18 protein-coding genes and 1 tRNA gene are annotated in these 25,257 nt (G+C 34.4%); 7 read left to right on the forward strand and 12 right to left on the reverse strand.

Annotated features, from left to right (window positions below; all coding sequences use genetic code 11):
- The first annotated feature begins 10 nt into the window (after positions 1-10).
- On the forward strand, positions 11-934 hold the full coding sequence (locus ACSV4D_RS06280; RefSeq protein ID WP_439227539.1) for a GYDIA family GHMP kinase: 924 nt from the start codon (positions 11-13) through the stop codon (positions 932-934).
- A 70-nt stretch (positions 935-1,004) separates the two neighbouring features.
- Here the strand turns inward: ACSV4D_RS06280 and ACSV4D_RS06285 are convergent, their stop codons facing one another.
- The 6 genes from ACSV4D_RS06285 to ACSV4D_RS06310 all read right to left on the reverse strand — a co-directional run bounded on the left by ACSV4D_RS06285 (position 1,005) and on the right by ACSV4D_RS06310 (position 7,263).
- Complete coding sequence (locus tag ACSV4D_RS06285; protein ID WP_439227540.1) at positions 1,005-3,104, reverse strand: peptidylprolyl isomerase; 2,100 nt, start codon at positions 3,102-3,104, stop codon at positions 1,005-1,007.
- A gap of 107 nt (positions 3,105-3,211) precedes the next feature.
- Positions 3,212-4,471 (reverse strand): hemolysin family protein, encoded by a 1,260-nt coding sequence (locus tag ACSV4D_RS06290; RefSeq protein ID WP_439227541.1) that lies wholly within the window; start codon positions 4,469-4,471, stop codon positions 3,212-3,214.
- 3 nt (positions 4,472-4,474) lie between these two features.
- Positions 4,475-4,669, reverse strand: coding sequence for a hypothetical protein (locus tag ACSV4D_RS06295; RefSeq protein ID WP_408081754.1), 195 nt, complete (start codon positions 4,667-4,669; stop codon positions 4,475-4,477).
- A gap of 17 nt (positions 4,670-4,686) precedes the next feature.
- Positions 4,687-5,241 carry an LPS export ABC transporter periplasmic protein LptC gene (gene lptC / locus ACSV4D_RS06300; RefSeq protein WP_408081753.1) on the reverse strand — a complete coding sequence of 185 codons (555 nt, stop codon included), beginning with the start codon at positions 5,239-5,241 and terminating at the stop codon, positions 4,687-4,689.
- 44 nt (positions 5,242-5,285) lie between these two features.
- A complete protein-coding gene (locus tag ACSV4D_RS06305) occupies positions 5,286-6,536 on the reverse strand; it encodes a hypothetical protein (RefSeq protein ID WP_439227542.1) in 1,251 nt (416 codons plus the stop codon).
- Positions 6,529-7,263, reverse strand: a complete 735-nt coding sequence (locus ACSV4D_RS06310; protein WP_439227543.1) for a type III pantothenate kinase — start codon at positions 7,261-7,263, stop codon at positions 6,529-6,531. The genes ACSV4D_RS06305 and ACSV4D_RS06310 overlap by 8 nt, the downstream gene beginning before the upstream one ends.
- Before the next feature lie 99 nt (positions 7,264-7,362).
- Between ACSV4D_RS06310 and ACSV4D_RS06315 the strand changes: the two genes are divergently transcribed.
- Positions 7,363-7,435, forward strand: a tRNA-Phe gene (locus ACSV4D_RS06315).
- A 201-nt stretch (positions 7,436-7,636) separates the two neighbouring features.
- Here ACSV4D_RS06315 and ACSV4D_RS06320 read toward each other — a convergent pair.
- From ACSV4D_RS06320 to ACSV4D_RS06345, 6 genes are all read right to left on the reverse strand, one after another.
- A complete protein-coding gene (locus ACSV4D_RS06320; RefSeq protein ID WP_439227544.1) occupies positions 7,637-10,009 on the reverse strand; it encodes a beta-L-arabinofuranosidase domain-containing protein in 2,373 nt (790 codons plus the stop codon).
- A 68-nt stretch (positions 10,010-10,077) separates the two neighbouring features.
- The gene (locus tag ACSV4D_RS06325) at positions 10,078-12,687 is read right to left on the reverse strand and encodes an alpha-L-arabinofuranosidase C-terminal domain-containing protein (RefSeq protein ID WP_439227545.1); all 2,610 of its coding nucleotides are present in this window, start codon (positions 12,685-12,687) and stop codon (positions 10,078-10,080) included.
- A gap of 195 nt (positions 12,688-12,882) precedes the next feature.
- Complete coding sequence (locus ACSV4D_RS06330; RefSeq protein ID WP_439227546.1) at positions 12,883-14,973, reverse strand: RagB/SusD family nutrient uptake outer membrane protein; 2,091 nt, start codon at positions 14,971-14,973, stop codon at positions 12,883-12,885.
- 15 nt (positions 14,974-14,988) lie between these two features.
- Positions 14,989-18,564 (reverse strand): TonB-dependent receptor, encoded by a 3,576-nt coding sequence (locus ACSV4D_RS06335; protein WP_439227547.1) that lies wholly within the window; start codon positions 18,562-18,564, stop codon positions 14,989-14,991.
- A gap of 133 nt (positions 18,565-18,697) precedes the next feature.
- Entirely contained in the window at positions 18,698-19,816 is a 1,119-nt protein-coding gene (locus tag ACSV4D_RS06340; RefSeq protein WP_408081746.1) for a FecR family protein, read from the reverse strand.
- Positions 19,817-19,892: 76 nt separating this feature from the next.
- Positions 19,893-20,501: an RNA polymerase sigma factor gene (locus ACSV4D_RS06345; RefSeq protein WP_408081745.1), complete on the reverse strand. Its 609-nt coding sequence runs from the start codon at positions 20,499-20,501 to the stop codon at positions 19,893-19,895.
- 347 nt (positions 20,502-20,848) lie between these two features.
- On the opposite strand from ACSV4D_RS06345, the gene ACSV4D_RS06350 reads away from it, so the two are divergent.
- The 5 genes from ACSV4D_RS06350 to ACSV4D_RS06370 all read left to right on the forward strand — a co-directional run bounded on the left by ACSV4D_RS06350 (position 20,849) and on the right by ACSV4D_RS06370 (position 25,252).
- Complete coding sequence (locus tag ACSV4D_RS06350; protein WP_408081744.1) at positions 20,849-21,268, forward strand: transposase-like zinc-binding domain-containing protein; 420 nt, start codon at positions 20,849-20,851, stop codon at positions 21,266-21,268.
- A 105-nt stretch (positions 21,269-21,373) separates the two neighbouring features.
- Positions 21,374-21,934, forward strand: coding sequence for an acetate uptake transporter (locus ACSV4D_RS06355; RefSeq protein WP_439227548.1), 561 nt, complete (start codon positions 21,374-21,376; stop codon positions 21,932-21,934).
- Positions 21,935-22,003: 69 nt separating this feature from the next.
- Positions 22,004-22,198: a hypothetical protein gene (locus tag ACSV4D_RS06360; RefSeq protein WP_408081742.1), complete on the forward strand. Its 195-nt coding sequence runs from the start codon at positions 22,004-22,006 to the stop codon at positions 22,196-22,198.
- Entirely contained in the window at positions 22,191-24,893 is a 2,703-nt protein-coding gene (locus ACSV4D_RS06365; RefSeq protein ID WP_439227549.1) for an ATP-binding protein, read from the forward strand. Before ACSV4D_RS06360 ends, ACSV4D_RS06365 begins: the two co-directional genes overlap by 8 nt.
- Positions 24,890-25,252 carry a response regulator transcription factor gene (locus tag ACSV4D_RS06370; protein ID WP_408081740.1) on the forward strand — a complete coding sequence of 121 codons (363 nt, stop codon included), beginning with the start codon at positions 24,890-24,892 and terminating at the stop codon, positions 25,250-25,252. Before ACSV4D_RS06365 ends, ACSV4D_RS06370 begins: the two co-directional genes overlap by 4 nt.
- Positions 25,253-25,257 lie beyond the last annotated feature (5 nt).

A 25,257-nucleotide genomic window follows, 5' to 3' on the forward strand; every position in this document is an offset into this window, starting at 1 on the left:
TAATTTGGAAATGGATACAAAAAAAACATTTTACAGCAACGGAAAATTATTAATCACTGCTGAATATCTGGTATTGGACGGAGCTAAAGCATTGGCATTGCCTACCAAATTTGGTCAAAACTTAATTATTGAAGAAAGTAAAAATGCGGAGATTAACTGGAAAAGTTTTGATGCTGATGGTTCCACTTGGTTTGAAGACAGCATTACTTTCTCAGAAATAAAAAATCCTGTTTCAGCAAAAGAAGAATCAGTAAAAACCACTTTAATAAAAATTCTGCACGAAGCTTATCTTTTAAATCCAGATTTTCTGAATCAGGAAAAAGGATTTCAAATCACCACCGAATTAACATTTCCAAAAAAATGGGGCTTAGGAACTTCTTCCACACTTATCAACAACATAGCACAATGGTTAAATATTGATGCTTTTGAGTTGCTGAATAAGAGCTTTGGAGGTAGTGGTTATGATATTGCCTGTGCGCAAAACAATACCCCGGTACTTTATCAATTAAAGCACGGAAAAGCGAAAGTAGAGCCGGTTCAATTTTATCCGAACTTTACAGAGAATATTTATTTTGTGTATTTAAATAAAAAACAAAGCAGCAAAACAGCGATAGCCAATTATCAGAAAAATAAAACTACTGATATTGAAAAATACATTTCTAAAACAGATAAAATAACTCATGAAATCCTCCATGCAAAAAACTGCACGATAATGGCCGCTGCAATTGCCAGACATGAAACGATTATGAGTACCATCTTAGAAACAGCTGCTGTAAAAGAAAATTTATTTTCAGATTTTATAGGTGAAATTAAAAGTTTAGGTGCCTGGGGAGGTGACTTTATTATGGTTATTTCTGATGTAAATCCTGTCACTTATTTTAAGTCTAAAGGTTACAAAACAATAATTTCTTATCAGGATATGATATTAAAATAAACAAAAAAGACATAAAAAAAACGTCTCGTTTTAGCGAGACGTTTTTTTATGAAATTAATTATACTAAAATCTAGTAATTAAATTGTTTTCTGTTGTCTTTAATATCAGCGATATCTTTAAGAGCCGGTAACACTCTGCCAACATCTCCTGCTGATTGAGCTTTTACTTTTTCAACATAAGGAGCAACATCTTTCAAAGCCGGAGCTTTAACAATACTTGTCGTTTTCACAACATACACTCCTGTATTTCCTTCGATAGGAGCAGACATTTTATTAGCTGCTAAAGCAAATGCATTTCCTACAACTCTTGGTTCCTGACCTACTCCTCCGTTTAAAACCGGGTTATCCAGAGTTACATCAACAGCCTGCTCCACTTTACTTCCTGTAGCTTTAGCGATTGCTTCAAGAGAACCGGCAGTCATTTTTGCTTTTAGCATTTCTGCTTTTTTAGTTTTCTTCAGTTTTGTTTCGATAAAAGGTCTTACCTGATCAATTGGAGCAAATCCGGAATCATCAATATTTTTAACCGTAGCAATTACGTGACCTAAATTAGCTACTTCAAAACGTTTAACAGATCCTACTTTAGTATTCTCACCAAATGCCCATCTCACGATCGCTCTTTGATTTCCTAAAGGACCAAAACTTTCGTCCATAGCTTTTACAGAAATTGCAGGTGTTACTGTTAATTTCATTTGTTTAGCCACTTTGATAAAATCACCATCAGCAGCAGCCATTTCAAACTGAGTTGCTTCTGTAAAAATCTTATCAGAAGTAGCTTCAGAAGCTTCTAATTTTTGTGCTACAGTAGCCAAACGAATACCATCCTGCTTATCTGTTATTTTGATAATGTGGAATCCAAAAGGAGTTTCAACTAAACCAATTTTTCCAATACCGTTATTGAAAACAAAATCATTGAAATCTTTCACCATCTGACCAGGTCCAAAATACCCCAAATCACCACCTTGCTGAGCTGATGAATCATCAGAATACTGGAAAGCAAGCATCATAAAACTATCCGGATTAGCATTCACCTGCGCTAATACTTCTTCTGCTTTTGCTTTTGCTTCTTCTTTTGTTCTTTTTTCTCTTTGGTTTGGAACCTGAGCACCTTCATAACTAATTAAGATATGACTTGCTTTAGCATTTACCCCTGATTTTTTTCCTAAAGATTTAGAAATACAATAGTAATTTCCAAAAACATAAGGTCCGTAAACTTCTCCGGGAGCCAAATTAAATAATTGATCTGCATCTACAGCCGGTAAATCTTTCTTAGCTACATACGTAGAATCATAAGGAATATCCGAATTTGAGTTTACAAACTCAATAACATTATTAGTAGTTCTGAATCCTGCTACAGTATCGTTTTTACCAGTCGCCTGATTGTACACTACACTTCCTGACAACAAACTGCTGATTCTTGATTTCACTTCAGCCTCATCTGCTGCAGAAGCTTTATCTTCAATCAATACATATTCTATTCCTCTTGATTCCTCAGCTTTATATTGTTTTTTATTTTCTTTCATATAGGCTAAAATCTCAGCGTCAGTCACTTTTACATCACTATCTTTAATAGAAGAATATAAAGCGCCCACATATGAAAAATTAGCTTTATTAGCTTCCATTTCATATTTCAATTTACCTTCAGCCTGAGTAGTGTAAAAAGCTGCCTTTATTAAAGTGCTGTAGATTTGGTATTTTGCATTTAACTCAGCATCTTTTTCTCTTTGTTTCAAATATTCTGCCTGTGCAGGATTAGATTTAAAATACTCTTTAAATTTAGTCAGATCAAACATCCCCGCAGCATTTAAAAACATTGGATTTTGTCCAATATTCTGATCTGCTTTTAAGATTTCAATGATATGTTTTTCACCAACTCTTAATCCTAATTTATCAAATTCGTCAGTTAATAAAGCAACCGAAACTTCCTGTTCCCAAACTCTGTTAGCAGCAGCTGTAGAAGTGATTCCCTGACCACTTTTTTCAACATTGCTTACTTTAAGTCTAAAATCCTCAAATGAAATATCTTTTCCATTGATGCTTCCTACATCTTTTGAGGTACTGCTAAAACTTCCGCTTTTGAATAAATCACCAATGATAAATGCAAATAAAGCCAATGCAATAACTGCAATCATTAAAGCGGAACGCTGTCTAATTTTTGATAAAACTGCCATTTTTATTGTTGTTAATTTTATATTCAGTTTGCGAAAATACAATTATCTAGTTAATAATAATACAAGTAACGTTTTATTTTAAAAGATTTTTTGTTTTTCTAAAAAAATCACTCTTTTACGGTCATTTTTACTAATTCAATTTTTTTATTTGTGGCTTCTTCTATCACAAAATGGTAATTACCAATAGTGATTACATCGCCCATTTGAGGAATTTCTTTAGTAAAATCTACAATAAAACCGCCTAAAGTTCCATAAGAATCACTTTCGGGAATTTGTAATTTATAGGTCTGATTTAGGTATTCCACATCAAAACGCGCCGAAAAAAGATAGGTATCCTCTTCCAGTTCTTTTTCTATTAATTCCTCATCAGAATCATGCTCGTCTTCAATTTCACCAAATAATTCTTCGACAATATCTTCTACAGTAATGATTCCCGAAGTCCCTCCATACTCATCTAAAATTACTGCTACACTTTTTCGTTTTTTAATCAGCAAATCCATAACATCTTTGATGTAAATGGTTTCCGGAACAAATTCGACCGGAATAACTACTGATTTAATATTTTTAGGTTTTTTAAACAAATCAAACGAATGTACATAACCCACAATCTCATCTAATGAATTTTCATAGACTACAATTTTAGAATACCCCGTTTCTACAAACAAATCTTTTAACTCATCAACAGAATCGTATAAATCGACTGCTACAATTTCAGTACGTGGCGTCATAATATCTCTGGCTTTTACTCCTGAAAATTCCAGAGCATTCTGAAAAATCTGAATTTCAGAATCCACTTCTTCATCATCTTCTATTGTACTCATTTGTTCAGTGATATAATTCCCGAGTTCTACTTTAGAAAAATACAACTGAATCTGATCTCCTTCTGTTCTGAAAAAACGTTTTAAAATAAAATCGGAAACCCAAATTAAAAATGTGGAAATAAAATAAAACAGCAAATAGAACATGTAAGCCGGAACAGCAAAAAACTTAATTAACACATTTGAATAAATCTGAAAAAAGACTTTTGGAAAAAATTCAGCTGTTATCAGAACCACTATTGTAGACAATACGGTCTGGATTAATAAATTCAACAAATCAGAAAAATGATAACTCAGCGAATGAATCCAGCTCATCAGTAAGTCACCCATAAAAAAACCATAAACCACTAATGCTATATTGTTACCAATAAGCATAGCGGCTATAAATTTAGAAGGTTTCTCTGTAAGTCTTGTTAGTATTTTAGAGATAAAGCTATCTTGTTTTTTTTCTATTTCAAGATAAATTTTATTAGACGAGACAAATGCAATTTCCATCCCTGAAAAAAAAGCAGACAGTATTAAACATAGTATAATAATACTAATTTCCATAAATTATGATTTACGGTTGCGATCTTCCATTTTTTTCGCAAATCTTCTTCTAAAGAAGAACATAAAAACACCCAAAGCAGCTATTAAAAGACTTAAAAGAGGCGTTTTAGACGGGTCATTCCATTTTATGATGGCATCATAAACAAAAAATAAAGCAAAAAGAATATAAATGTAAGGGGTATATTTTAAATAACGCATAGTATGTGTAAATTATATTATTCGGCGGTTAGTACTTCACCGGTTATTCTTTGAGAATTAACAACTTTAAAATCTTTACTAAAATCAATTCCCTGACCGTTAGAAACACCTTTTAAATCTGTAAATTTAAACTTTTTCTCCGTAAAAAACCATTCGTTTTTCTGATCATAATACAATTGCTCCGTTTCCAGCATTTGTCCGTTTTGTGAAACAATCTTTACTTTTCCCTGCAAATCAATGATTCCTGTTTGTTTATACGAAATAGCATAATTAGAAGTAACATGGGTTTCTTTAGCCTTGTTATCATATAATGTCAAATCAATTCCTTTAGGAAATTCAGTAAAAGGAAAATCAACTGTAGCATAATCCAGCATCTTAGAACTGACCAATACTGCTTTTATAAAACCGGAATCAGTATATTTTAAATTCACTTTATCGGCATCACCACTGGGAGCAAATTCAGTAAAATTATTTTGCTGTACTTTCTTAAAATTACTTTCGCACCCAAAAAACAGAGTCACAGCTATTGCCATGACTACCGGAAATATATTATATGTTTTAAATACACGCATAATGCAATTTAGAAAAAGTACTGTTTAAAATTCTTAAGCAGTTATTAATCAAACTTTCTCTTCACAAACCATCGGTCGTTCAACGAAAGTCCTACGCTGAACTTAGCATAATTTTCCTGAATTAAACCTGCCGAAGTTGTTCCTCGTTTTCCATATTCAAATCCAAAATTAATATTAGAAAAAGTCCCTGAAACCGGTAATCCCAATCCAAGACTAAAACCGGCATCTTTTATTGACTCAGCGTTCACAACCAATCCCGTTTCTTCATATTTAACACCAGCTCTAAAAACAATTCGTTTAAAATAACTGGTAAAAGAATTATAGTTAGGAATAAAATAACCTCCCAGACTATATTTCATTGCTTTTTCATAGGAGACATTAGGCATCGTATTGTAAGTATTAGCCAAATCACCTTTACTGGCTGAAGTAAACTGAGCACCTACAAGCCATTTTCTGGATTCGCCAATTCCAACACCTATTTTTAATTCGCTAGGTAACGTTAAATCTCTTGAAAAAGTCTCCTCATCAGAAGATTCTACTTCAGAATACTCAAAATCAGAATTATAATTTACAGAAGAAATAACTCTGGAATTAGAAGACCCCAGATTCCCTTCCAGTTTATAACTCAAACTGCTGAAAAAATTTAATTTTTCATTTAGTTTTGCCTGATACATGGCTCCGAAATTAAAATTAACCCCGGACAAATCAGCTTCATTTAATTCCAGACTCCCTAAAGCTACTCCATTAACATACTGCATATCAGTAGTTTCAATATGTCCGAAATTATATTCTACATTAGCTCCCAAACTAAAATTGGGTGCAACTTTATAAGAAAGCGCAAAAAAAGCTTTGTTTAATCCTCCGCTACCAAAATCACGACTGTTTGCACCATTTACTTCGTTAGAAATAACCGCTATCTTGTAACCTACAGAAGAATAAGGAAGTAAACCAAAACCAACCCCTAATTTACCCATAGGCAATCCTACCGCCAGGTAATCAAAAGTAGTTCTTTTTGCTTTTTCAGAACTGGACTCATTTTTTAAAGTCGTCAAATTATAAGTACCTCCAACAGTAAAAGTGGTCAATTTCAGGTTAGAAAAACCCGCCGGATTATCTAAATTAATATGGATACTATCCTGTTCCACCTGAACACCTGCCATGGAACGACTTTCTACAGTCCCCTTAAACCGTACATCTCCGATTCCGTAAAAAGAATAGGGAGATGAAGTTCCTTCTTGTGCAAAAGATGCCAGGGATAAAAGCAAGCAAAGGCTTGATATAATTTTTCTAATCATTTTTGATTTTATATTGAAATGTTTGATTCAAACTCTCCAAAAGGAAATTTGAATTGGCAAATATGGTATTTTTTAATCGTTTAGCCAAAAATTCTGCATCACCACCCGTTAAAATTATGATAATTTTTGAACAGCCCGTTTTATATTCCTCTATAAAACCATCAATTTCATAGACCAATCCGTTTACCACACCCGAGTGTATGGATTCTGAAGTTGATTTCCCCACATAAGATTCCGGACTTTGCAATTTTAATAACGGAAGTTTTGCTGTAAACGCATGCAGAGATTCATATCTTAACCGCAATCCCGGCGCAATAGCACCACCCTGATACACATTATTTTCATCTACAAAATCATAGGTCACACAGGTCCCTGCATCAATTACCAGTCGGTTTTGGTTTGGATATAACAAAGCAGCACCAGCAGCCAGCACCATCCTATCAATTCCTAAAGTTTTTGGGGTTCCGTAATTATTGATAAACGGAAAAGCATCTTCATGTGAAACAAAATGAACCTGAACCCACTTTTCAAATACTAAAAAGGCCTGTTTTTCAACATCTGCTACCGAAGAAACTACTAAACTATTTATCGTCTGAAATTCTTTTAAAATTTTTTTAATCTCATTTTCCAGCACTGTTTTATCAAAAACAAAGTTTTTCAAATTAGTATTTCCCTCAAAAACAGCTGCTTTAATTCGGGTATTCCCCACATCAACAGTTACTATCATATTTTGGTTTTTGCTTGGGCGAAGGTACGAATAGATTTTTTCATAAAAATGTTTTGGATATATTAAAAATGGTTCTATATTTGCACCCGCAACAAGCACGGTACCTTAGCTCAGTTGGTAGAGCAATGGACTGAAAATCCATGTGTCCCTGGTTCGAACCCTGGAGGTACCACAAAACCCGAATAGCAATATTCGGGTTTTTTGTTTTTTATAAACTTTTAAAAATGCATTACTTATATATTCTTTTTTAGTTCAGCAGATAAACTGGTTTTTAAATTCCTGTCAGCGTTATATGTATTGAAAATAAATATAACAAAAAAACCTCCCGTTTTTCAGGAGGCTTCTTCACTACAAATTAAAATACTATTCTAAATTATTTCATCAAACGCACTTCATAAATACCGGCAATAGACGAATTCGGTTTCGCCTGAAATTTCACTTCCAGTAATTTTGCATTCGATTTTAAAACCTCAGCCAGAATTTCGATTGTTTTATCCACAAACTGATTGCCTTCTGTCCCATCCAATGTAATCGAGGCAATTAAAACCGAGTTCATATAAATATCAAAGTTTTTATTTTTATCAGAACCAAAATAAGTGAATCTTAATTTACGGGCTTCGAGTTTGGGGTTTTTCAATTCATAACTAAAGAATCCCGTTCCGTTTCTATAATGTCGTTCTTTATAAATTCCGGTATCGGTTTTTTCTCCTTTAAAATTGTGATCATTTTCCGGCTGTTGCTCACCCGCTGTAATCATATCAACGGTTTGTGCTTCTAATTTCATTTTAGCATCTTCCCTTTCTTTCATAGCAGCCTGCAATTCCGGTAATTTTTCTTTTGTGGTATAAGGCCAGTACAACATATATCTTGCGTCGTGAATTTGGAAAAAAGGCACCAATTGCAAATCCTTAAATTGATCCTGATAGGTAATATCTGAAATCGAATATGTAAAAGGTTTGTTTTTTACTGCTATTATTGATTGTGCTAAATCAGTCGAATTTGAAACCAGCATTGGCGCTTCTTCAATAGGATAAATGGGTCCACTGGCAATATGTCCCATTCGGCTTCCATCGGCTGTTAATCCTGTCAAATCAGAAGTATCGGTAACAGCCGCTAAAACTACTGGTCCACGTAAAAATGAAACCCAGGCTGATTGATCCGGAAGTTGTTCGGCAGTATTGTGCATGGGTAAAACAACTGCAATTACATCTCCAGATTTCCATTTTCGATTAATGGTTACATACGAATTCGCATCTTTTTCAATTGCTACTTCTTTTCCATTCACCTTAATTTTCATTTCTCCATTAGTAATCCACGAAGGATATCTGAACTTGACAGCAAACTTTTGTGCTCTTTTCAAATCCAATGTAAAAGTGGATTGTTCTTCGAAAGGAAACTTGGTATTTTGCGTAAGTTTTAATCCTTTTTCTTTCCAATCTAAAGTAGACGGAATAAAAAGATTTACGTACAAATCATTCGCATTATGAGCATAAATCATTTCGCCATATTTTCCATGATTTTCTAAACCAGAACCCACACAACACCAAAAAGATTCCTGCGGTTCTGAATACACACGATAATGACGCGGACGAATAGGTGTAAAATACACAAATCCCCCATCAGGATGCTGCGATGACAAAATATGATTGTAAGTAGTACGCTCGTAATAATCCATGTATTTCGATTCCGGATGTGCCAGGAATAAATGCTTACTCAATTTAAGCATGTTGTAGCTGTTGCAGGTTTCTGGACCTTCTCTGGATTCTAGCATCGACGAAAAATCATCCGTAGGATTAAAATGCTCTCTGACACTGTTTCCTCCTATAGAAATGGTTCTGTTATCAACAACAGTATTCCAAAAAAAGTTAGCTGCATCTGCCCATTTAGCATCTCCGCCCACCTCAGCAACACGCATAAAACCAATCACTTTAGGAATTTGTGTATTGGCATGCAATCCATTTAATTTGTCATGATTTTCCAACAATGGATTCAAAATTGTTTTATGCGAAAATTTTTCAGCCAATGCTAAATATTTTTTATCTCCGGTAATAGCGGCTACATCGGCAAAAACTTCGTTCATACCGCCGTGTTCGCTTTTTAACATCAGTTGGATTTGCTCATCAGAAAGATTGTCCACTAATTTCAAACACCAATCCGATAAACGAACCAGCATTTTTTTAGCTTTTTCATTATACGTTAAGGTATAAGCATCAACCAAACCGGCATAAACCTTATGAATATTATACCAAGGCACCCATTTCCCATTCAGTGAAAAACCTCCCGCATCAATCTTCCCTTTAGCAATATCAGCCCACAGTTGTTTACTTCCCGGAACTCCGCCTATATAACCATCTCCATTTTTTAACTGGCACTTTTCCAGATTATCCAGCATATAATCCAATCGTTCTTTTATTTGCAGATTCCCTGTAGCAGCATACATCTCTGATAAGGCCGAAAAGTAATGTCCTCCAATATGACCATCGAGTCCTGTGTTTTCCCAATTGCCATAATTGTCTTTTAAAGGCATTAGTCCGGCTTCTTTTAGATAAGGCGCCAGCAATCTATCGGCATCAAGTTCTAAAATGTATTTCATATCAGTTTGCTGTGCTTTTTGAAAAGGACTTTCTAACAAGCGAACAGATGATAAAGAAAAAGATTGCAATTGTTCCGATTGTCCGTAAACTGAGGTACCAAGAGCAAACAATGCAATTGCACAAAACTTGTTTGTAAAATGTTTTACTACCATAATTTTAATTGAATTTTTTATTCTGAAAACACATGCTCCCTCACCTATTTTCAGAATAGATTTTGTTTTTATTTTGTTTTTATTCGAATAAGCGTAAATGAATAAGCCGGCATTTCAGTTGAAAAATTTTCATCAATAGCAATGGCATCCGTTTTCGGCAAAGCTGTTTTACTATCCGGTGTTCCCGTTAACAAGATACGAGTGGCTTGTGAAGCCGCAATTCCCAGATTTTTTAAATCCAATTGGGTATTTACTGCAACAGGAAGCATATTGACTAATTTTAAAATTAAATCATTGCTTTTGCTATCACGAACTACTGAAACTCCAATGCGTTTTTGAACAGCTTCATTCCCATCAGAAAGCGTAATGCTATTGGGCAAATAAACATCTCCGGCATTATTCCCGTACATTTTCTGAACCTGATAACCTACTGTTGGTTTCACTTCCGAATTATTAAAATAGATAATATCCGGATTCCATTGGGTGTGTCCTTCTTTGGCAAGCATTGGCGCAATAGATGCCATACTTACCACATCGCCGTTGCGCTCAATTGAAGTTAAATATAAGGCTTCCGCCAAAGCCGTTTCGATATTATTAGGACGTCCCGGTAAAAAAGCGGCATATTCTCCTAAATAAACTTTAGCCTTAGAACGATCGTATTTATCATAAAAATTCTGATTATTGATAAACCAACCCACCGATTCGTAATAATGTTCATCTACCATTGGAATATTTAATTTATCGGCAAGTGCCCAGCCTTCATTATAATCTGTTCCTTCATAAAATGGACCAACGGTTCCAATCACGGTAATTTCAGGATGTTTTGCTTTTACAGCATTAAAAATCATGGTAAAACGTTCTTCAAAAATATCTGTAATTAAATCTTCATTTCCTATTCCTACATATTTAAGATTAAAAGGCTTTGGATGTCCCGCTTCGGCTCTTTTCCTTCCCCATTTGGTATTCACATCCCCATTAGCATATTCGATCAAATCCAAAACATCCTGAACATATTCGTCCATTTCATCCATAGGAATTCCGCCTTGTTGTCCCGCTCCGCCAGTTCCTGAATTCTGACAAGGAACACCCGCTGCAACTACCGGCAAAGGCGCTGCTCCCATATCTTCGCAAAACTGAAAATATTCAAAATAACCCAATCCCATCGATTGATGATAGCCCCAAAGATTGCGTTGTGGTTTTCTGGATTCTAATGGACCGATGGTATTTTTCCAATGGTAAATATTATCAACTCCGTCACCATGAGCGACACATCCGCCGGGAAAGCGCATGAATTTTGGCTGAATATCAGTAATGGTCTGAGCCAAATCGGCACGCAGACCATTTTTACGCCCTTTAAAAGTTTTTTGAGGAAACAGCGAAATCATATCCAGAGCAATACTTCCCTGATTTTGAGGCAGAATTTCTAATTTAGCATCAGTCGCTGTTTTATTCGAAACCAAAACAGCGTTGTATTTTTTCCAATTTACACTGTTCGAATTAATCGAAGTTTCGGCATATTTTTCTCCATTTTTCCCTGTCAAACGAACAATTATTTTTGTTTTGGCTGCAGCCAAATTTCGACAAAACAATGAAAAATCATACTTATTTCCTGCTTTTAAAGCAATCCCGTCAAAACCTTCATTAGATAATCCTTTACCAATTTCTGTTGTTTTCAAAACAGCATAATGCTTATTGTTTTCATGAATTGGCGCAAGCGAATCTATTGTAAATGTATTTTGATTTCCTTCGATAGTCCAGGATTTAGAACTATTCCATGATTTATCACGCCCTTCCTTGTCACTCAAAGCATATTCAAAATCACGATTCTGAATCAGCTCTGCATATAATCCGCCATCGGCAGCGTAATTAATATCTTCAAAAAATACACCTGTAAGCATATTGCTTATTTTTTTACTTCCCGAACCGTCAACTGTAATAGTAGCATTTACCGGTTTCAGTGATGCAAAACGAACAGGATCAGTTTTTGAAGATTCCTCTTTTAACTGATTATTATAAGTCGTTAATTGTTCATTTTTTATCAGATTATTTACTAAATCCCAGGAGACTTTATGTACTGTCCCGTTTTGAAGAATTCCGGAAATTGTGATCGATTCTCTTAAATCGGAACGTTTGGAATCCTGAATTGTTTTTGTTTCAGAATAATTTACGAAATTGCTAGTAGTTACAGCAAACAATCCATTTGTCCCATTTGCCGAACTCTTCCATGATATGGTAAAAACTCCATTATTTTGAGAAACTATAGGTTTCAGACAATTGTTATTTTGCATGACTTCTGGATACGATTGACGTCCCCAGTTAATCAAATCCTTAGAAGCAGCGTGTGCAAACGAACCGTCTTTATCATTCAGACTCCATACACAATGGTATACTCCGCCTGCATCCTGAAAAAGATAAGGTGACTTCATTTTTTTCTGAGATCCCCATCTTCCGTAATCTGAAAGTAAAAAATTATGATTCTGCCCTACTGAATGCCAATTTTCCTTATCAACACTCCATGCAAATTGCAGCCCCGTTCTACCGGATAAATTCTCAGGTGTATAAGCAAATAAATAGACTGAGCCAGGATGTACTGCTTTATTGTTATTTGCAAAAATGGGCATCACCATTAGAAGAGATAATGCTAGAGCAATGCATTTGCATTTAATAATATTTTTCATTGGTTTAATTCATTATAATTTTGGCTGGAATTAACAAATGTAAATAAAACATTTATTAATTCTGTTATAATTTTATGAAATCAAACTCACTTAATTAAAAAAAGAAAGTTGGAATCATTTAAAACCAAAAAAAAAATCTCACAGCGAATTTATATCGCTCTGAGATTTTTTTATAATAATCCGAATTTGTAATTATTAATTTAAATAACCCGGATGCTGCGTTAAATTGGGATTATCAATAAGTGGATGACCCGCAGATTTATTGGCAAAAGGAAGCAATTCTGAACGGTTTTGCTGAAATCCGTAATACAATCCGTCACTTCCGTCGGGAGCCTGAATCCAGTTTGGATACTGACCGCCGTTTTCGGCCGAACCTGTTGGTTTAGTATAAATAATATTTCCTATTTGAAGTGTATTAAAACCTCCTGTAAACCCAACTGTTTTTCGGGAATTTCCATTATAAGCGCTGGTATATGCCTGAAACATATTCACCGGATACCATTTATCTTCACTTGTAACTGTAAAGCCATGAGCCTGTGCAATACCTGAAGTCGTAGCAAGGAAATTAGCATACTGAGCAGTATTAGTAGGTATGGTTTGGATTAGTGCAATCTCAGCAGGATCCGTTAAATCAATGTACTCAACTCCCAAAAACGGATCACCATATGTTTGTGCATCCAGATGAAATTTATATAAACGATAAACAGGAGTATTAGCGTATGCATTTTTCCTATCTGAAAGGTCTTTCATATCTTGTTTAGTCGCTGCTAATTCAGTTGCCAGACGATTCATTCGAATTAAATCAGTACGAAGGTTAAATTCACCTGCAAATTCCCATTTGCGCTCCTGAACAATAGCGTCTTCAAATCCCTGTTTGTCAGACGGTATAGGAAGAGATCCAATACCTGCACGGTTTCTTACTTCCTGCAAAGCATTTTTAGCTGCTATTGTTGGATTATTGTTCAGATAATTTTGAGTTTCTGCATACATTAATAATACATCTGCATAACGCAAGACAGGAATATTAACATTTCTTTCTGCTGCACCCTGTGGCTCAACACACCATGAGATTCGGAATTTCCCCGGCATAATACAAGATAATGTTGTTCCTACATCAACCCACTTATCAGTTGTAGCATTACCGTTGTTTAGAAAATAAATACTATAAGCAGTACAGGAAACATCACGTCGGGTATCATTTGGATTAAATGACAAATAATAAGTTGGCAACATAAATTGTAACGCTTTTCGTGAGCCGAATACACCTCCTCGGGTTCCAGGATGAGCATATACCCCAAAATTAGAGTTTGTATTCTGTCCTAAATTAGCCACTTCCCAAAGCATCTCACTTCTGGTAGCAGAAAAGTTTCTTTGACAGAAATTATACCACAAATATTCAAAACCACTTTTATTACCTTGCGCCTGAACCAAGCTGTTTTCATTTCTGGAAATAACGGCTTCACAGGCATCATTAGCAATCTGATAAAGCTCCTGAGCACGGCCTACATCAGCACGTCTGGACATCATTAAAGTTCCGGGATCGTTTGTTTCCAGATTCCAGCGTAATGAATACCCTCCCGCATGTAAAGCAACACGCGCTAATAAAGCATAAGCACCTTGCTTTGTAATACGCTCATAAGTCGCATAACCACTTTGCGAAAACCAGGGAATATCCTGTACAGCCGATTGCAAATCAGTCACAATGCGGTCATAAATTTCATCACGAGGAGCACGTTTTGGATAAAATGTATTTTCATCGTCCGGATTTAATTCTTCAAGTGGCTGCCAAACAGCAGGGACATCACCATAAACACGAATTAAATTATAGTAACAAAAAGCCCTGATTGCTTTTGCTTCGCCTAATAATGCTTTAGTTTTAGCTGTTTCAGGCATTTTACTCATTCGGCTGATAGCGATATTTGTAGCTTCAATTATACGATACTGTTCTTTAAAAATAGTTGTAACAGTATATGGTGTTGTGGCATCATAAAAATAGTTACAAATATTATATTTCGAGTTATTAGTTGTTCCATCCTCTGAAGAGTGAGTAACTGTCTCTCCCGCTCCCAACTGATAAAACAATTCAGAATGAATGATACCACGATAACAGCCCTGAACAAACATATCAGCTGTTAATTCGTCAGAAAATACCGTTTCAGTATCAACAGCATTGTAAGACGGCATATCCAGATAGTCCTGGCAAGAAGTCATATTTAAAGAAACAACAAGAAGCGAAATTATTAATGCCTTTTTTTTCTCAAACAATTTTATAGATATTTTTTTCATGATGTATATTTTGCATTAAAATGTTAAGTTTAACCCTAGAACGAAGCTTCTGGAACGAGGATAAGCAGAACTGTCATATCCCGGAGTTACTGCTACTAAATCATTATCTCCGGCTGAAACTTCGGGATCAAAACCTGAGTAACCCGTAATAGTTAAAATATTATTAGCTGTAAAATAAAAACGAGCGTTAGTAATTCCAGCTTTTTCTGACCATGCTTTTGGCAGGGTATAACCCAGTGTTATTTGTGCAAGACGCAGATAAGAACCATCTTCAATATAAGATGAAGAAGGATAAGTGATATAGCTTGAGTTCAAAAGATTCAAAGCGGAGGTACGGGAAGCTTCATCAGGATTTAATTCCTGTAAACGCGTAAGCGAAGTTGCTTTTTGTCCTGTCAAAGGATCGATTAAACGGTAGTAACTATTACCAAACTCTGTAGGTACATTTTGAAAAAGAGCATAAGGACTTGTACTGTGTTTAGTGGCATTATAAATATCATTACCAATACTGAATTTCATAAATGTATTCAGATCAAAACCTTTATAGCGAAATGTATTAGTGATACCTCCAATACAATCAGGAGTACCGTTCCCTATTTTAACTAACTGACGTGTAAATTGATCCCCTGCTTCATTATCGGCAGCAAATTTAACATCACCCGGACTTGCTGTACCGTTAGAGGGTTTTACAACACCAGGATTTAAAACATAAGTTCCATCAGGATTTTGTGTAAAATCATCTGTTGTGTAAAGCCCTTCATATACATATCCATACATATCCCCCAGCTGATCGCCCACAGTAGCATAATATGTTACTGAACCAGACCTGTTACCTCCTACATTAAATGTTTTTTGTGTTTGATCTTTCTCTAAAGAAAGCACTTTAGACTTATTAAACGCTAAATTTAAATTTGTCGTCCAGCTAAAATTATCAGTTCTTACATTTGTTGTACCTACTGTAAATTCCCAACCACGATTGCGCATTGTTCCTACATTCTGGTATTGATTTGCGTATCCTGTTGAAGAAGGAATAATACTCTTTAATAACATATCACTAATCTGGTTGTTATACCATTCTGCTGTGATATCAATTCTTCTGTTAAATAAAGAAATATCCAACCCAAAATTGGTAGCATGTAATGTTTCCCACTGTAAACCTTGATTCCCTAATGTTGAACTAGGTACATAAGCCGGATTCCCCGGAGTATTATTAACCGGATAATCTGTTTGACTTACCGTAGTAAGATATAAGTTGTTACCAATTCCGTTATTACCGGTGATACCATAACCTGCACGTAATTTAAAATTATTAATAACATCTCCAATTTTATTATTTCTCCAGAAGTTTTCTTCTGAAATTCTCCATGCCCCGGAAACAGATGGAAATACACCCCATTTATTCCCTTCGGCAAATTTTGAGGAACCATCATAACGCAATGTCCCGGCTAAAAGATAACGGTTATCATAAGTATAATTTACACGACCAAAGAATGAAGCTAAACCATTACGGGAATGTTTTGTCTCCTTATCTGAAACAGTTGCATTTGAAATATCGTCTAATCCAAAATTTGGTCTTGGAAATTGACGAAGAGTTATACTATTACTTTCAGATTCGCTATAAGTAACCTCTTGTCCTAACAACACAGAAACATCATGTCTGTCAGCAAAAGTTTTCTTAAAATTTAAAGTATTTGTGATTTGATAACTAAAAGATTCTCCATTATCAATTTTCCCGTTTATACCTGTATTAACAGGATCTGTCAGTGCTGCTCTTGAATTTTCATCTGAAAAATTAGTTCCCTTACTGCTCGACCAGGAATACTGACCGGAAGTACGCCAAGTGAAATTTTTAAGAAAATCAAACTCTACACCAGTATTAACAAGAAATACACGAGAACGTTTATTAGATTGGGATGCCTGGTTTTCTACTAAAGGGTTTTCAGTGTCATAAGCCGAATCCAATCCTGATAAGTCTCCAAAAGTCTGTGTATTAAGCAACTGATCCTGATTAAATAATGTTCCCCCATTAATTGGCTGCAAAAGAACATCTTTCAAACCACTATAAGCACCACCTCCATCAGTTGAAGTATTACTAAACATGGTATTAAGATCTAAACGCAAACCTTTATACAATTCTGAATTAATCTTTGCACGGAAGGTATTTCTCGTATCATTATGATTTGCTATAATTCCTTCCTGATTATTATAATTATAACTTAAAAACGCCTGTGTTTTCTCATTACCTGTTGATACAGTAACATTTTGGTTTTGGGTAAACCCAGTTCCTCCAAACATCTTTTTCTGCCAGTCAGTAGCATAATCAGATGCATAACGGTTATTAATACGCTCAAAAGCTCCTGTATAAAAATTAGGAGTATCTGTTGCTAAACTATTATCAAAAACATTACTCCATTGTGCCGGTTTCCCTTGTAATACAGCCATTTCGTATTGGTATTTTACAAAATCTTCTGCATTAGACATCATATCCATTTTTTTAGAAAGTTCATCAACGGAAATAAAAGAGTTATAAGAAACTGTTGTTTGCCCTTTTTTACCTGATTTTGTCGTAATTACAATAATACCATTTGACCCTCTCGCTCCATAAATAGCAGTTGAGGAAGCATCTTTTAAGATTTCAATACTTTTAATATCATTAGGATTGATAACATTTAGTGCATCATCCATTTGAAAACCATCCACAATATAAAGTGGTTTAGTGCTTTGAGTAATGGAAGTTCCACCACGAATCGTAATATTAGTTCCTGCTCCGGGTGCTCCACTAGTGGTAACAATATTTAAACCAGCAGCTCTTCCCTGTAAAGCCTGGGCTGCGGTCATTGCAGGAACTGTTGCTAATTCTTCTCCGGAAACAGATGATATAGCACCTGTTAAATCGCTTTTTCTTTGCGTTCCATAACCTACAACTACAACTTCCTCTAAACTTTGGGACGATTCTTTAAGCGTAATTCTAAAATCCGTCTTGCCTTCTATCGGCATTTCTACCGTATCAAAACCTATATAGGAAATCACCAGTATTTTTGCTGCATCATCTACTCTGATGGTAAACTTTCCGTCGATATCAGTAGAGACACTATTCTTTGTTCCTTTTACTAAAACACTTGCTCCCGGAAGCGAAAGTCCTCCAGCATCTACAACTACTCCACTAAGTATTTTTTGCTGTTGTGCTAGCGATCTCATAACACTTTCGTTTTCTTTAGCACTTTTATTAGTATCTTTTTGTAAAATAATTTGATTGCTAACTACCGTATATTTAATATTCAGTGGCTGTAATATTCTGGAAAGTACCGCTGACAAAACCTCATTAGTCGCTTTAACAGTAACTTTTTGATCAAAAGCTACCATTCTTGAATTATATGAAAACTTTACATCGGCTGTTTTTCCCAGTTCTGTTAAAGCATTATTTAAATTCATATCAGTTATCGATATGGTCACTTTTGTGTCTAACTTTCCCTGCCCATTGAGGCTATTTGCCATGGTAACAGTCGAAAAGACAACCGCTAATACAAATTGATACAATGTCATCTTCATGAGTCGGATTAGTAATCGTTGTTTTACTTGGTTTTTTTTCATAATTTTGGTTTGTTTTGATTAATACTATTTGAGCGTATTTAAGAAACATTTTCAAACTCACTTTGCAGAGTGAGAATGAGTACAGGCGTCGTGATGTTGCAGCATTTCGACGCTTTTTTTATGCAGGTTTTATTTAATTACATCCTTTAGATAAAATGGTGATCTGATTTCCGTTCATCGTATAACTGGAATTATTCCCAATACTTTTACAGATAATCTTTAATTTTTCCGGTAAAGGCTGATCATTCAGAGAAGTAGTCAAATGGCATTTTTCCAATTCTTCTTTCGGATAATCTATTTCTACCGAGTAAGCCTGTTCTATTGTTTTAAAAATCTGACTAACAGGAATATCTGTAAAATCAAAACTTAACTGTTCAATACTCCTCACAGAATTATGAATAGACTGATCTGAGGTAATATCAGTTATTTTTTTAAAAGTCTGATTCCTGCGTTCAAAACGAAGTGCCTGATTAGGCAATAACACAATTTCTTTCTGATTTGATGTATTATTATCATTTTTTTCAGAATTCACTTTTACTTTTCCTGTTCGTACTAAAACCTCTACATCAGAATCATTATTATAAGCTTTAATTCGGAAACTGGTACCTACTACCTTTGTTACAATTTCATTAGCATGAACAAAAAAAGGTTTTCCCGGATTTTTACTGATTTCAAAAAAAGCTTCTCCTGACAGATATACTTTTCGCTCATTACCCATAAAAACTTTAGGATAACTCAGTTTACTTTTAGGCTGTAACAATACTGAGCTCCCATCAGATAAATTTATTATTTGTGGTTTGTTAGAATTATTTATTTGTTCCAATAAGCCTTCTTCATCGGTATGTGCAAGAATTTGTTCATTATAAAAATCAGTGCTTGCAGCAGTAAAATAATTGGTATACACGTAAAATGACAGCAAACTAAAAATTAGTATAGCAGCAATATTTCTAAACCAGCCTGTGTTCCATAATTGAACTAATTTATGTTCCATTTTACGGTTCTGTTCTTTGTGTTCAATTTTGAGCCAGGTGTTTTGTAGCGCATTATCCAGTTGCTCCTGAGACAAATTATTTTCCGGAACTTTCATAGCAAGCAACCACAAACGGGCTTCTTCGACTAATTTAGCCCGATTAGGATGGTCTAATGTCCAGTCTTCCCAGCCTGCTACATCATTTTTTGACTTCATCCACAACCGGAATGATTCATCAGCCAAAAAATCTTCTATTTCTTTATATTTATTTCTTTTTTTCATTTTCAAAGTCTTTCTTCAATCATAAAGGACAAACACTCTTTTACATACTCACTATTCGTTATTTTTCTTACTACTTCTAACCCCAGCACATCATCAAAGTTATCAGTAACAATACATTTACCTTCCATTCCTTACGAATATTTACCAGCGCCCTGTGCAATAAATTACTTGCCGATTGATAATTAACATTCAAAATAGCTGCTATTTCATCTATATTTAAGCCATGATGGTATTTTAAAAATAAAGCTTCTTTTTGACGGGAAGGCAACAGATTGAGCACCTTATTAAGATGCACCACTTTGCCGGCAGTCAGCTCATCGGAAATTAATTGTTGTTCTACCGAAAAATCGAATAAAAAAGTTATAGCATCCATAGAAGTTGCCTTATTAAAAACCTTATCCCGTTGTTGCAAACGTACAATACGTTTACGCACACAGGATAACAAATAAGCTTTAACAACCACAGTGTCGCTAAGACTATTGCGATAAATCCATATATCAGTAAAAACATCCTGAACACAATCCTGAATTTTCTCTGTATATGGAGAAAAGGAATTTCCATACTGGATTAAATAACCATAATATCTTTTAAAAAGTGTTGAAAATGCTTTTTCATCACCTTCTCTAAGACGCATCCACAGCATATTATCATCAACAATTCCGGTATGTAAAATTTGATTTTTCAAACTCAAAATTTATTTATTTTTTAATTATCACCTTCTTTGGGTATTGTTAATTTTAGAAAGAAGAGTTGCTATCTAAATAACAACTCTCTTATCACCACTAACTAATTATGACTAACCAAAATCACATATACAAAAAGAATCTTTTATACATAAAGAACACTTTTTTTATTATATACTCATTAAATTAAAACTTTTTTTTTATTTACTATAAAAATAACAGCAAATCATTATCGCAACAACCAAAACGTAAGCATATCCTTTCTTTAAATTCTACAAACAAAACCTTAAAAAGCTTTCTCATATAAAAATAATTGCTAATTTAGTATATTTATGCAAAATTCATATACATGGAAATAATCAGTTGTCCCAAATGCCAAAATACCAAAATCGTTAAAAGCGGTATTATTAATGAAAAACAAAGGTATTTATGTAAAAATTGCAACTATTTTTTTACCGTAAATAAGGTTGGAAAAAAAATTGATGATTACTATGTAACTAAAGCATTACAACTCTACCTGGAAGGTTTGAGCTATAGAGAAATTGAGAGAATCATAGGCGTATCCCATGTAAGTATTAGCAACTGGATAAAATCCTTTAATATTAAAAAACCCATCAATTCTAATTACCACCCCACTTACAAAATATTAAATCACTCAGAACTAATTGAATACATAAAAAACAAAGAAACACTCTCAGGAGCAGGAATGATTATTACTGAATTAGGAGACAAATTCATGCTTATAAAATGGGAGCGTTTTAAAAAATAACTATAGAATTAACACATATATATATCTTATTTTTTTTTACAATTAAAAAAACTGAATTTGGTATCCTATTTTAACCTTAATTAACCTTAATTTTTTTAAACCACAATGGAACAAATTTTTAAAGACACCACAGCTAATCCGGCACCATTAGGCCTTTTTGGCTTTGGAATGACAACAATGTTATTGAATATCCACAATGCAGGATTCTTTGAACTTAATTCGATGATTATGGGAATGGGAATCTTTTTTGGAGGAATGCAACAAGTTATTGCAGGAATTATGGAATGGAAAAAAGGAAACGGCTTTGCTATGGCAGCTTTTACTTCTTATGGATTCTTCTGGATATCACTTGTTGCGTTGTGGCTGCTTCCTTTAATAGGAGTAACAAAACCTGATGGGGCTTCAATGGGATGTTATTTAGGAATATGGGGCGTTTTTACACTTGCTTTTTTCATTGGAACACTGAACGGAAACACTATAGGAAAACTTATTTTTGGCACACTGGTTATTTTGTTCGCACTATTAGCTGCAGCCAGTTTTACCGGAAACCAGAATATTCATACCATTGCAGGCTATGAAGGAATATTATGTGGCTTTTTTGCTTTTTATGAAGCAGCCGCAATTGTAATAAATGAAAAACTAGGCAGACAGGTACTGCCTTTATAAAAAAAGATTATACAAAAAACAGAACACAATAGTCTTTTTAAAAGTAAGACTATTGTGTGTTTCATTTCTATGAAAAAAAGACATGAACAAAAACTAATTATTCTTTCAATGCTGATGATTTTAGCATTGAACATTCCGCTTATCCTTTTATTTGACAGTTCTAAACCCGTATTTGGTTTTCCTGTTATTTACATCTATCTCTTTTCGGCCTGGTTATTTTCTATTGGCACAACCTACTTAATCATTAAAAAATATTATGAGTAGTCTTGGGCTTTTGACCATATTAGCCGTCTATGTGGTAATACTTTTTTATATTGCACACTGGTCTGAAAAAAGAAGCCATTCTAAATGGACCAATAATCCTTATATCTATTCTTTCTCTTTAGCCGTTTACTGTACAGCGTGGACTTATTATGGAAGTATCGGTTTAGCAGCAAAATCAGGATTAGATTATTTACCTATTTATCTGGGACCCATAATTATCATTCCTACCTGGATTATTATTCTGAAAAGAATTATCCGGATTTCCAGAATCAACAAAATAACAAGCATCGCCGATTTTATTTCGTTGCGATATGGTAACAGTCGTTCGCTGGGAGCTGCTGTAACATTAATATCTATTTTTGGAATTGTACCTTATATCGCTTTACAACTCAAAGCTATTTCAGATACTTTTCATATTGTAACTAAAACGCAGACAAGTTCTAATATTTTTAGTGACAACACCACTTATATTTGTGTGGCTCTGGCATTATTTGCCTCATATTACGGCAATAAATATGTAGATGCTTCTGAAAAAAGACGCGGAATTGTAACCGCTATTGCCATTGAATCCATATTAAAATTAGTTTTCTTTTTAATCATTGGTGTGTATGTAACCTATTTTGTTTTTGATGGTTTTGATGATATTTATACAAAAGCTTCTGTCTTAGAAAATTTCGATAAAAAAAACACTATCGGACCATTGAGTAATGGTATTAATTGGTTTTTCCTGTGTCTTATTTCAATGTTTGCTATTTTTATTCTTCCCAGACAGTTTCATACTGCTATTGTAGAAAACAATCAGGAAAAACACATCCGGACAGCTATTTGGCTGCTTCCGCTCTATTTACTGCTGTTTAACATTTTTGTATTTCCTATAGCCTGGGGAGGAAATATTCTTTTTGGAACGCAAAGTCTTAATTCAGACACCTATTCTTTATTAATACCACAATATTACAATAATAATTTTCTAACAACTTTAGTTTTTCTGGGAGGATTTTCGGCTGCTATTTCAATGATTATCGTTTCTTCAATAGCACTGGCCACCATGCTGAGTAACAATCTTTTAATCCCTTATGGATTTATTGGATCATTAGAAAATACTTCTCAGGAAAAGAATACAAAACGAATTGTGCTTAGCCGTAAAATAGGTATTTTTTCGCTTATTATTTTAGCTTATATCATTTATCGTGTCTTTGTATTAGACTATACTTTAGTTTCTATCGGATTGGTCTCTTTTGTAATAATAGCGCAGCTTGCACCTGCTTTTTTTGGTGCTTTATTTTGGAAACGAGGCTCTAAAAAAGGGGCTTTAACCGGTATTATTCTGGGATTTTTAATTTGTTTTTACACCTTATTAATTCCGTATGCCATTGGCACAACAAAGTCAGCAAGTACATTTGTACAGGAAGGTCCGTGGGGAATTGCATTATTAAAACCTTTTCAGCTTTTCGGATTAGATTACTTAGATCCCATTCCGCAAGCTGTTTTCTGGAGTTTACTAGTCAATTTTTTAAGCTACATAGCTGTTTCTGTAAGCTTTAGCGGAAACTACAGAGAACGTAATTATGCTGAAATGTTTGTCGATATCGACCGCTATATAACGAATCACGAAAATGCTTATGTCTGGAAAGGAACAGCTAACATTTCGGATATTGAAAAAATACTGGAACGTTTTCTGGGCATCGAAAGAACCAAACGCGCACTGACCATTTTTAATCTAAAATATAATATTGACAAAGACAATAAAATTGCCGACGCCCGATTTATAAAATTTGCCGAAAATCTGTTAACCGGCCACATTGGTACAGCTTCCGCCAAAATAGTGATTTCCAGTGTTGCAAAAGAGGACAAAATAAGCCTGCCCGAAGTTTTACGTATTCTGGAAGAATCTAAGGAAAACATCATTATCAACAAGAAGCTCACTGAAAGTTCCAATGAATTAAAAAAAATTTCCGAACAACTTCAGATTGCAAATCAGGAACTCATTAACAAAGACATTCAAAAAGATGAATTCCTTGATACGGTAACTCATGAATTAAGAACTCCCATAACCGCCATCAGGGCAGCAACTGAAATCCTTCATGATGATGAAAATATCCCAACAGAAGTGCGTCAAAAATTTCTGCAAAATATTATTTCCGAATCAGACCGGCTTAACCGTTTAATTGACAAATTACTGGATTTAGAAAAATTTGAAACCGGAAAACAAAAAATATATCTTTCTAAAAACGATATTAATAAAACCATTCAAAGCACACTGGAATCATTGCAACAATTGATTACAAACAAAAGCATACACCTAAAATTTGACACTAAAAAGCAACCAATAAAAGCATTTTATGATGAAGAACGCATTATTCAGGTGCTGCATAATTTACTTTCAAATGCTATAAAATTTTGTGCGGATACCGAAGGAGAAATCAGTATCCAGGTTGCTGATGACTCAGATTTTATCACTATCAGTATACATAACAATGGTAAAGAAATAAAACAGGAAGATTTAGAAGCTGTTTTTGATAAATTTTATCAATCCAGAAATCAAAACATAAAAAAGCCAATAGGAAGCGGCTTAGGATTAGCTATTTGCAAAAAAATAATCGAACACCATAAAGGAAAAATATGGGCAAAAAGTTCTATTGATAACGGAACAACTATTATTTTTACATTACCCAATTACAACACTACTGAAAAATGAAGAAAATATTAATCGTTGACGATGAACCTAATATAGTGATGTCACTGGAATACACTTTTAAGAAAAACAACTTTGAAGTATTTATTGCCCGAGACGGACAGGAGGCATTGGATATTTTAAAAAAACAACTCCCTGACATCATCATTCTGGATGTGATGATGCCTATGGTTGACGGCTACACTACATTAGAACAAATAAAACAGGAACCGCGATTAGAAAATTGTAAAGTGATTTTTCTTTCGGCAAAAAATAAAGAAACAGACATAAAAAAAGGACTTTCGCTCGGTGCTAATTTATATATCACCAAACCGTTTTCTCTCAAAAAACTTGTTGAACAGACACAGGAATTATTAAACTAACAAAA

The sequence above is a fragment of the Flavobacterium sp. ARAG 55.4 genome (assembly GCF_051846875.1).
Lineage (GTDB): Bacteria > Bacteroidota > Bacteroidia > Flavobacteriales > Flavobacteriaceae > Flavobacterium > Flavobacterium plantiphilum.

What these genes read in the sequence shown, in the direction of transcription:
- ACSV4D_RS06310 (WP_439227543.1), bottom strand. Translation starts at nt 7,263, where the DNA reads ATGATAGTAACTGTTGATGTGGGGAATACCCGAATTAAAGCAGCTGTT.
- ACSV4D_RS06350 (WP_408081744.1), top strand. Translation starts at nt 20,849, where the DNA reads ATGGAAATAATCAGTTGTCCCAAATGCCAAAATACCAAAATCGTTAAA.
- ACSV4D_RS06285 (WP_439227540.1), bottom strand. Translation starts at nt 3,104, where the DNA reads ATGGCAGTTTTATCAAAAATTAGACAGCGTTCCGCTTTAATGATTGCA.
- ACSV4D_RS06340 (WP_408081746.1), bottom strand. Translation starts at nt 19,816, where the DNA reads ATGAAAAAAAGAAATAAATATAAAGAAATAGAAGATTTTTTGGCTGAT.
- ACSV4D_RS06320 (WP_439227544.1), bottom strand. Translation starts at nt 10,009, where the DNA reads ATGGTAGTAAAACATTTTACAAACAAGTTTTGTGCAATTGCATTGTTT.
- ACSV4D_RS06335 (WP_439227547.1), bottom strand. Translation starts at nt 18,564, where the DNA reads ATGAAAAAAAACCAAGTAAAACAACGATTACTAATCCGACTCATGAAG.
- ACSV4D_RS06295 (WP_408081754.1), bottom strand. Translation starts at nt 4,669, where the DNA reads ATGCGTTATTTAAAATATACCCCTTACATTTATATTCTTTTTGCTTTA.
- ACSV4D_RS06330 (WP_439227546.1), bottom strand. Translation starts at nt 14,973, where the DNA reads ATGAAAAAAATATCTATAAAATTGTTTGAGAAAAAAAAGGCATTAATA.
- ACSV4D_RS06365 (WP_439227549.1), top strand. Translation starts at nt 22,191, where the DNA reads ATGAGTAGTCTTGGGCTTTTGACCATATTAGCCGTCTATGTGGTAATA.
- ACSV4D_RS06325 (WP_439227545.1), bottom strand. Translation starts at nt 12,687, where the DNA reads ATGAAAAATATTATTAAATGCAAATGCATTGCTCTAGCATTATCTCTT.
- ACSV4D_RS06290 (WP_439227541.1), bottom strand. Translation starts at nt 4,471, where the DNA reads ATGGAAATTAGTATTATTATACTATGTTTAATACTGTCTGCTTTTTTT.
- lptC (WP_408081753.1), bottom strand. Translation starts at nt 5,241, where the DNA reads ATGCGTGTATTTAAAACATATAATATATTTCCGGTAGTCATGGCAATA.
- ACSV4D_RS06305 (WP_439227542.1), bottom strand. Translation starts at nt 6,536, where the DNA reads ATGATTAGAAAAATTATATCAAGCCTTTGCTTGCTTTTATCCCTGGCA.
- ACSV4D_RS06370 (WP_408081740.1), top strand. Translation starts at nt 24,890, where the DNA reads ATGAAGAAAATATTAATCGTTGACGATGAACCTAATATAGTGATGTCA.
- ACSV4D_RS06280 (WP_439227539.1), top strand. Translation starts at nt 11, where the DNA reads ATGGATACAAAAAAAACATTTTACAGCAACGGAAAATTATTAATCACT.
- ACSV4D_RS06355 (WP_439227548.1), top strand. Translation starts at nt 21,374, where the DNA reads ATGGAACAAATTTTTAAAGACACCACAGCTAATCCGGCACCATTAGGC.
- ACSV4D_RS06360 (WP_408081742.1), top strand. Translation starts at nt 22,004, where the DNA reads ATGAAAAAAAGACATGAACAAAAACTAATTATTCTTTCAATGCTGATG.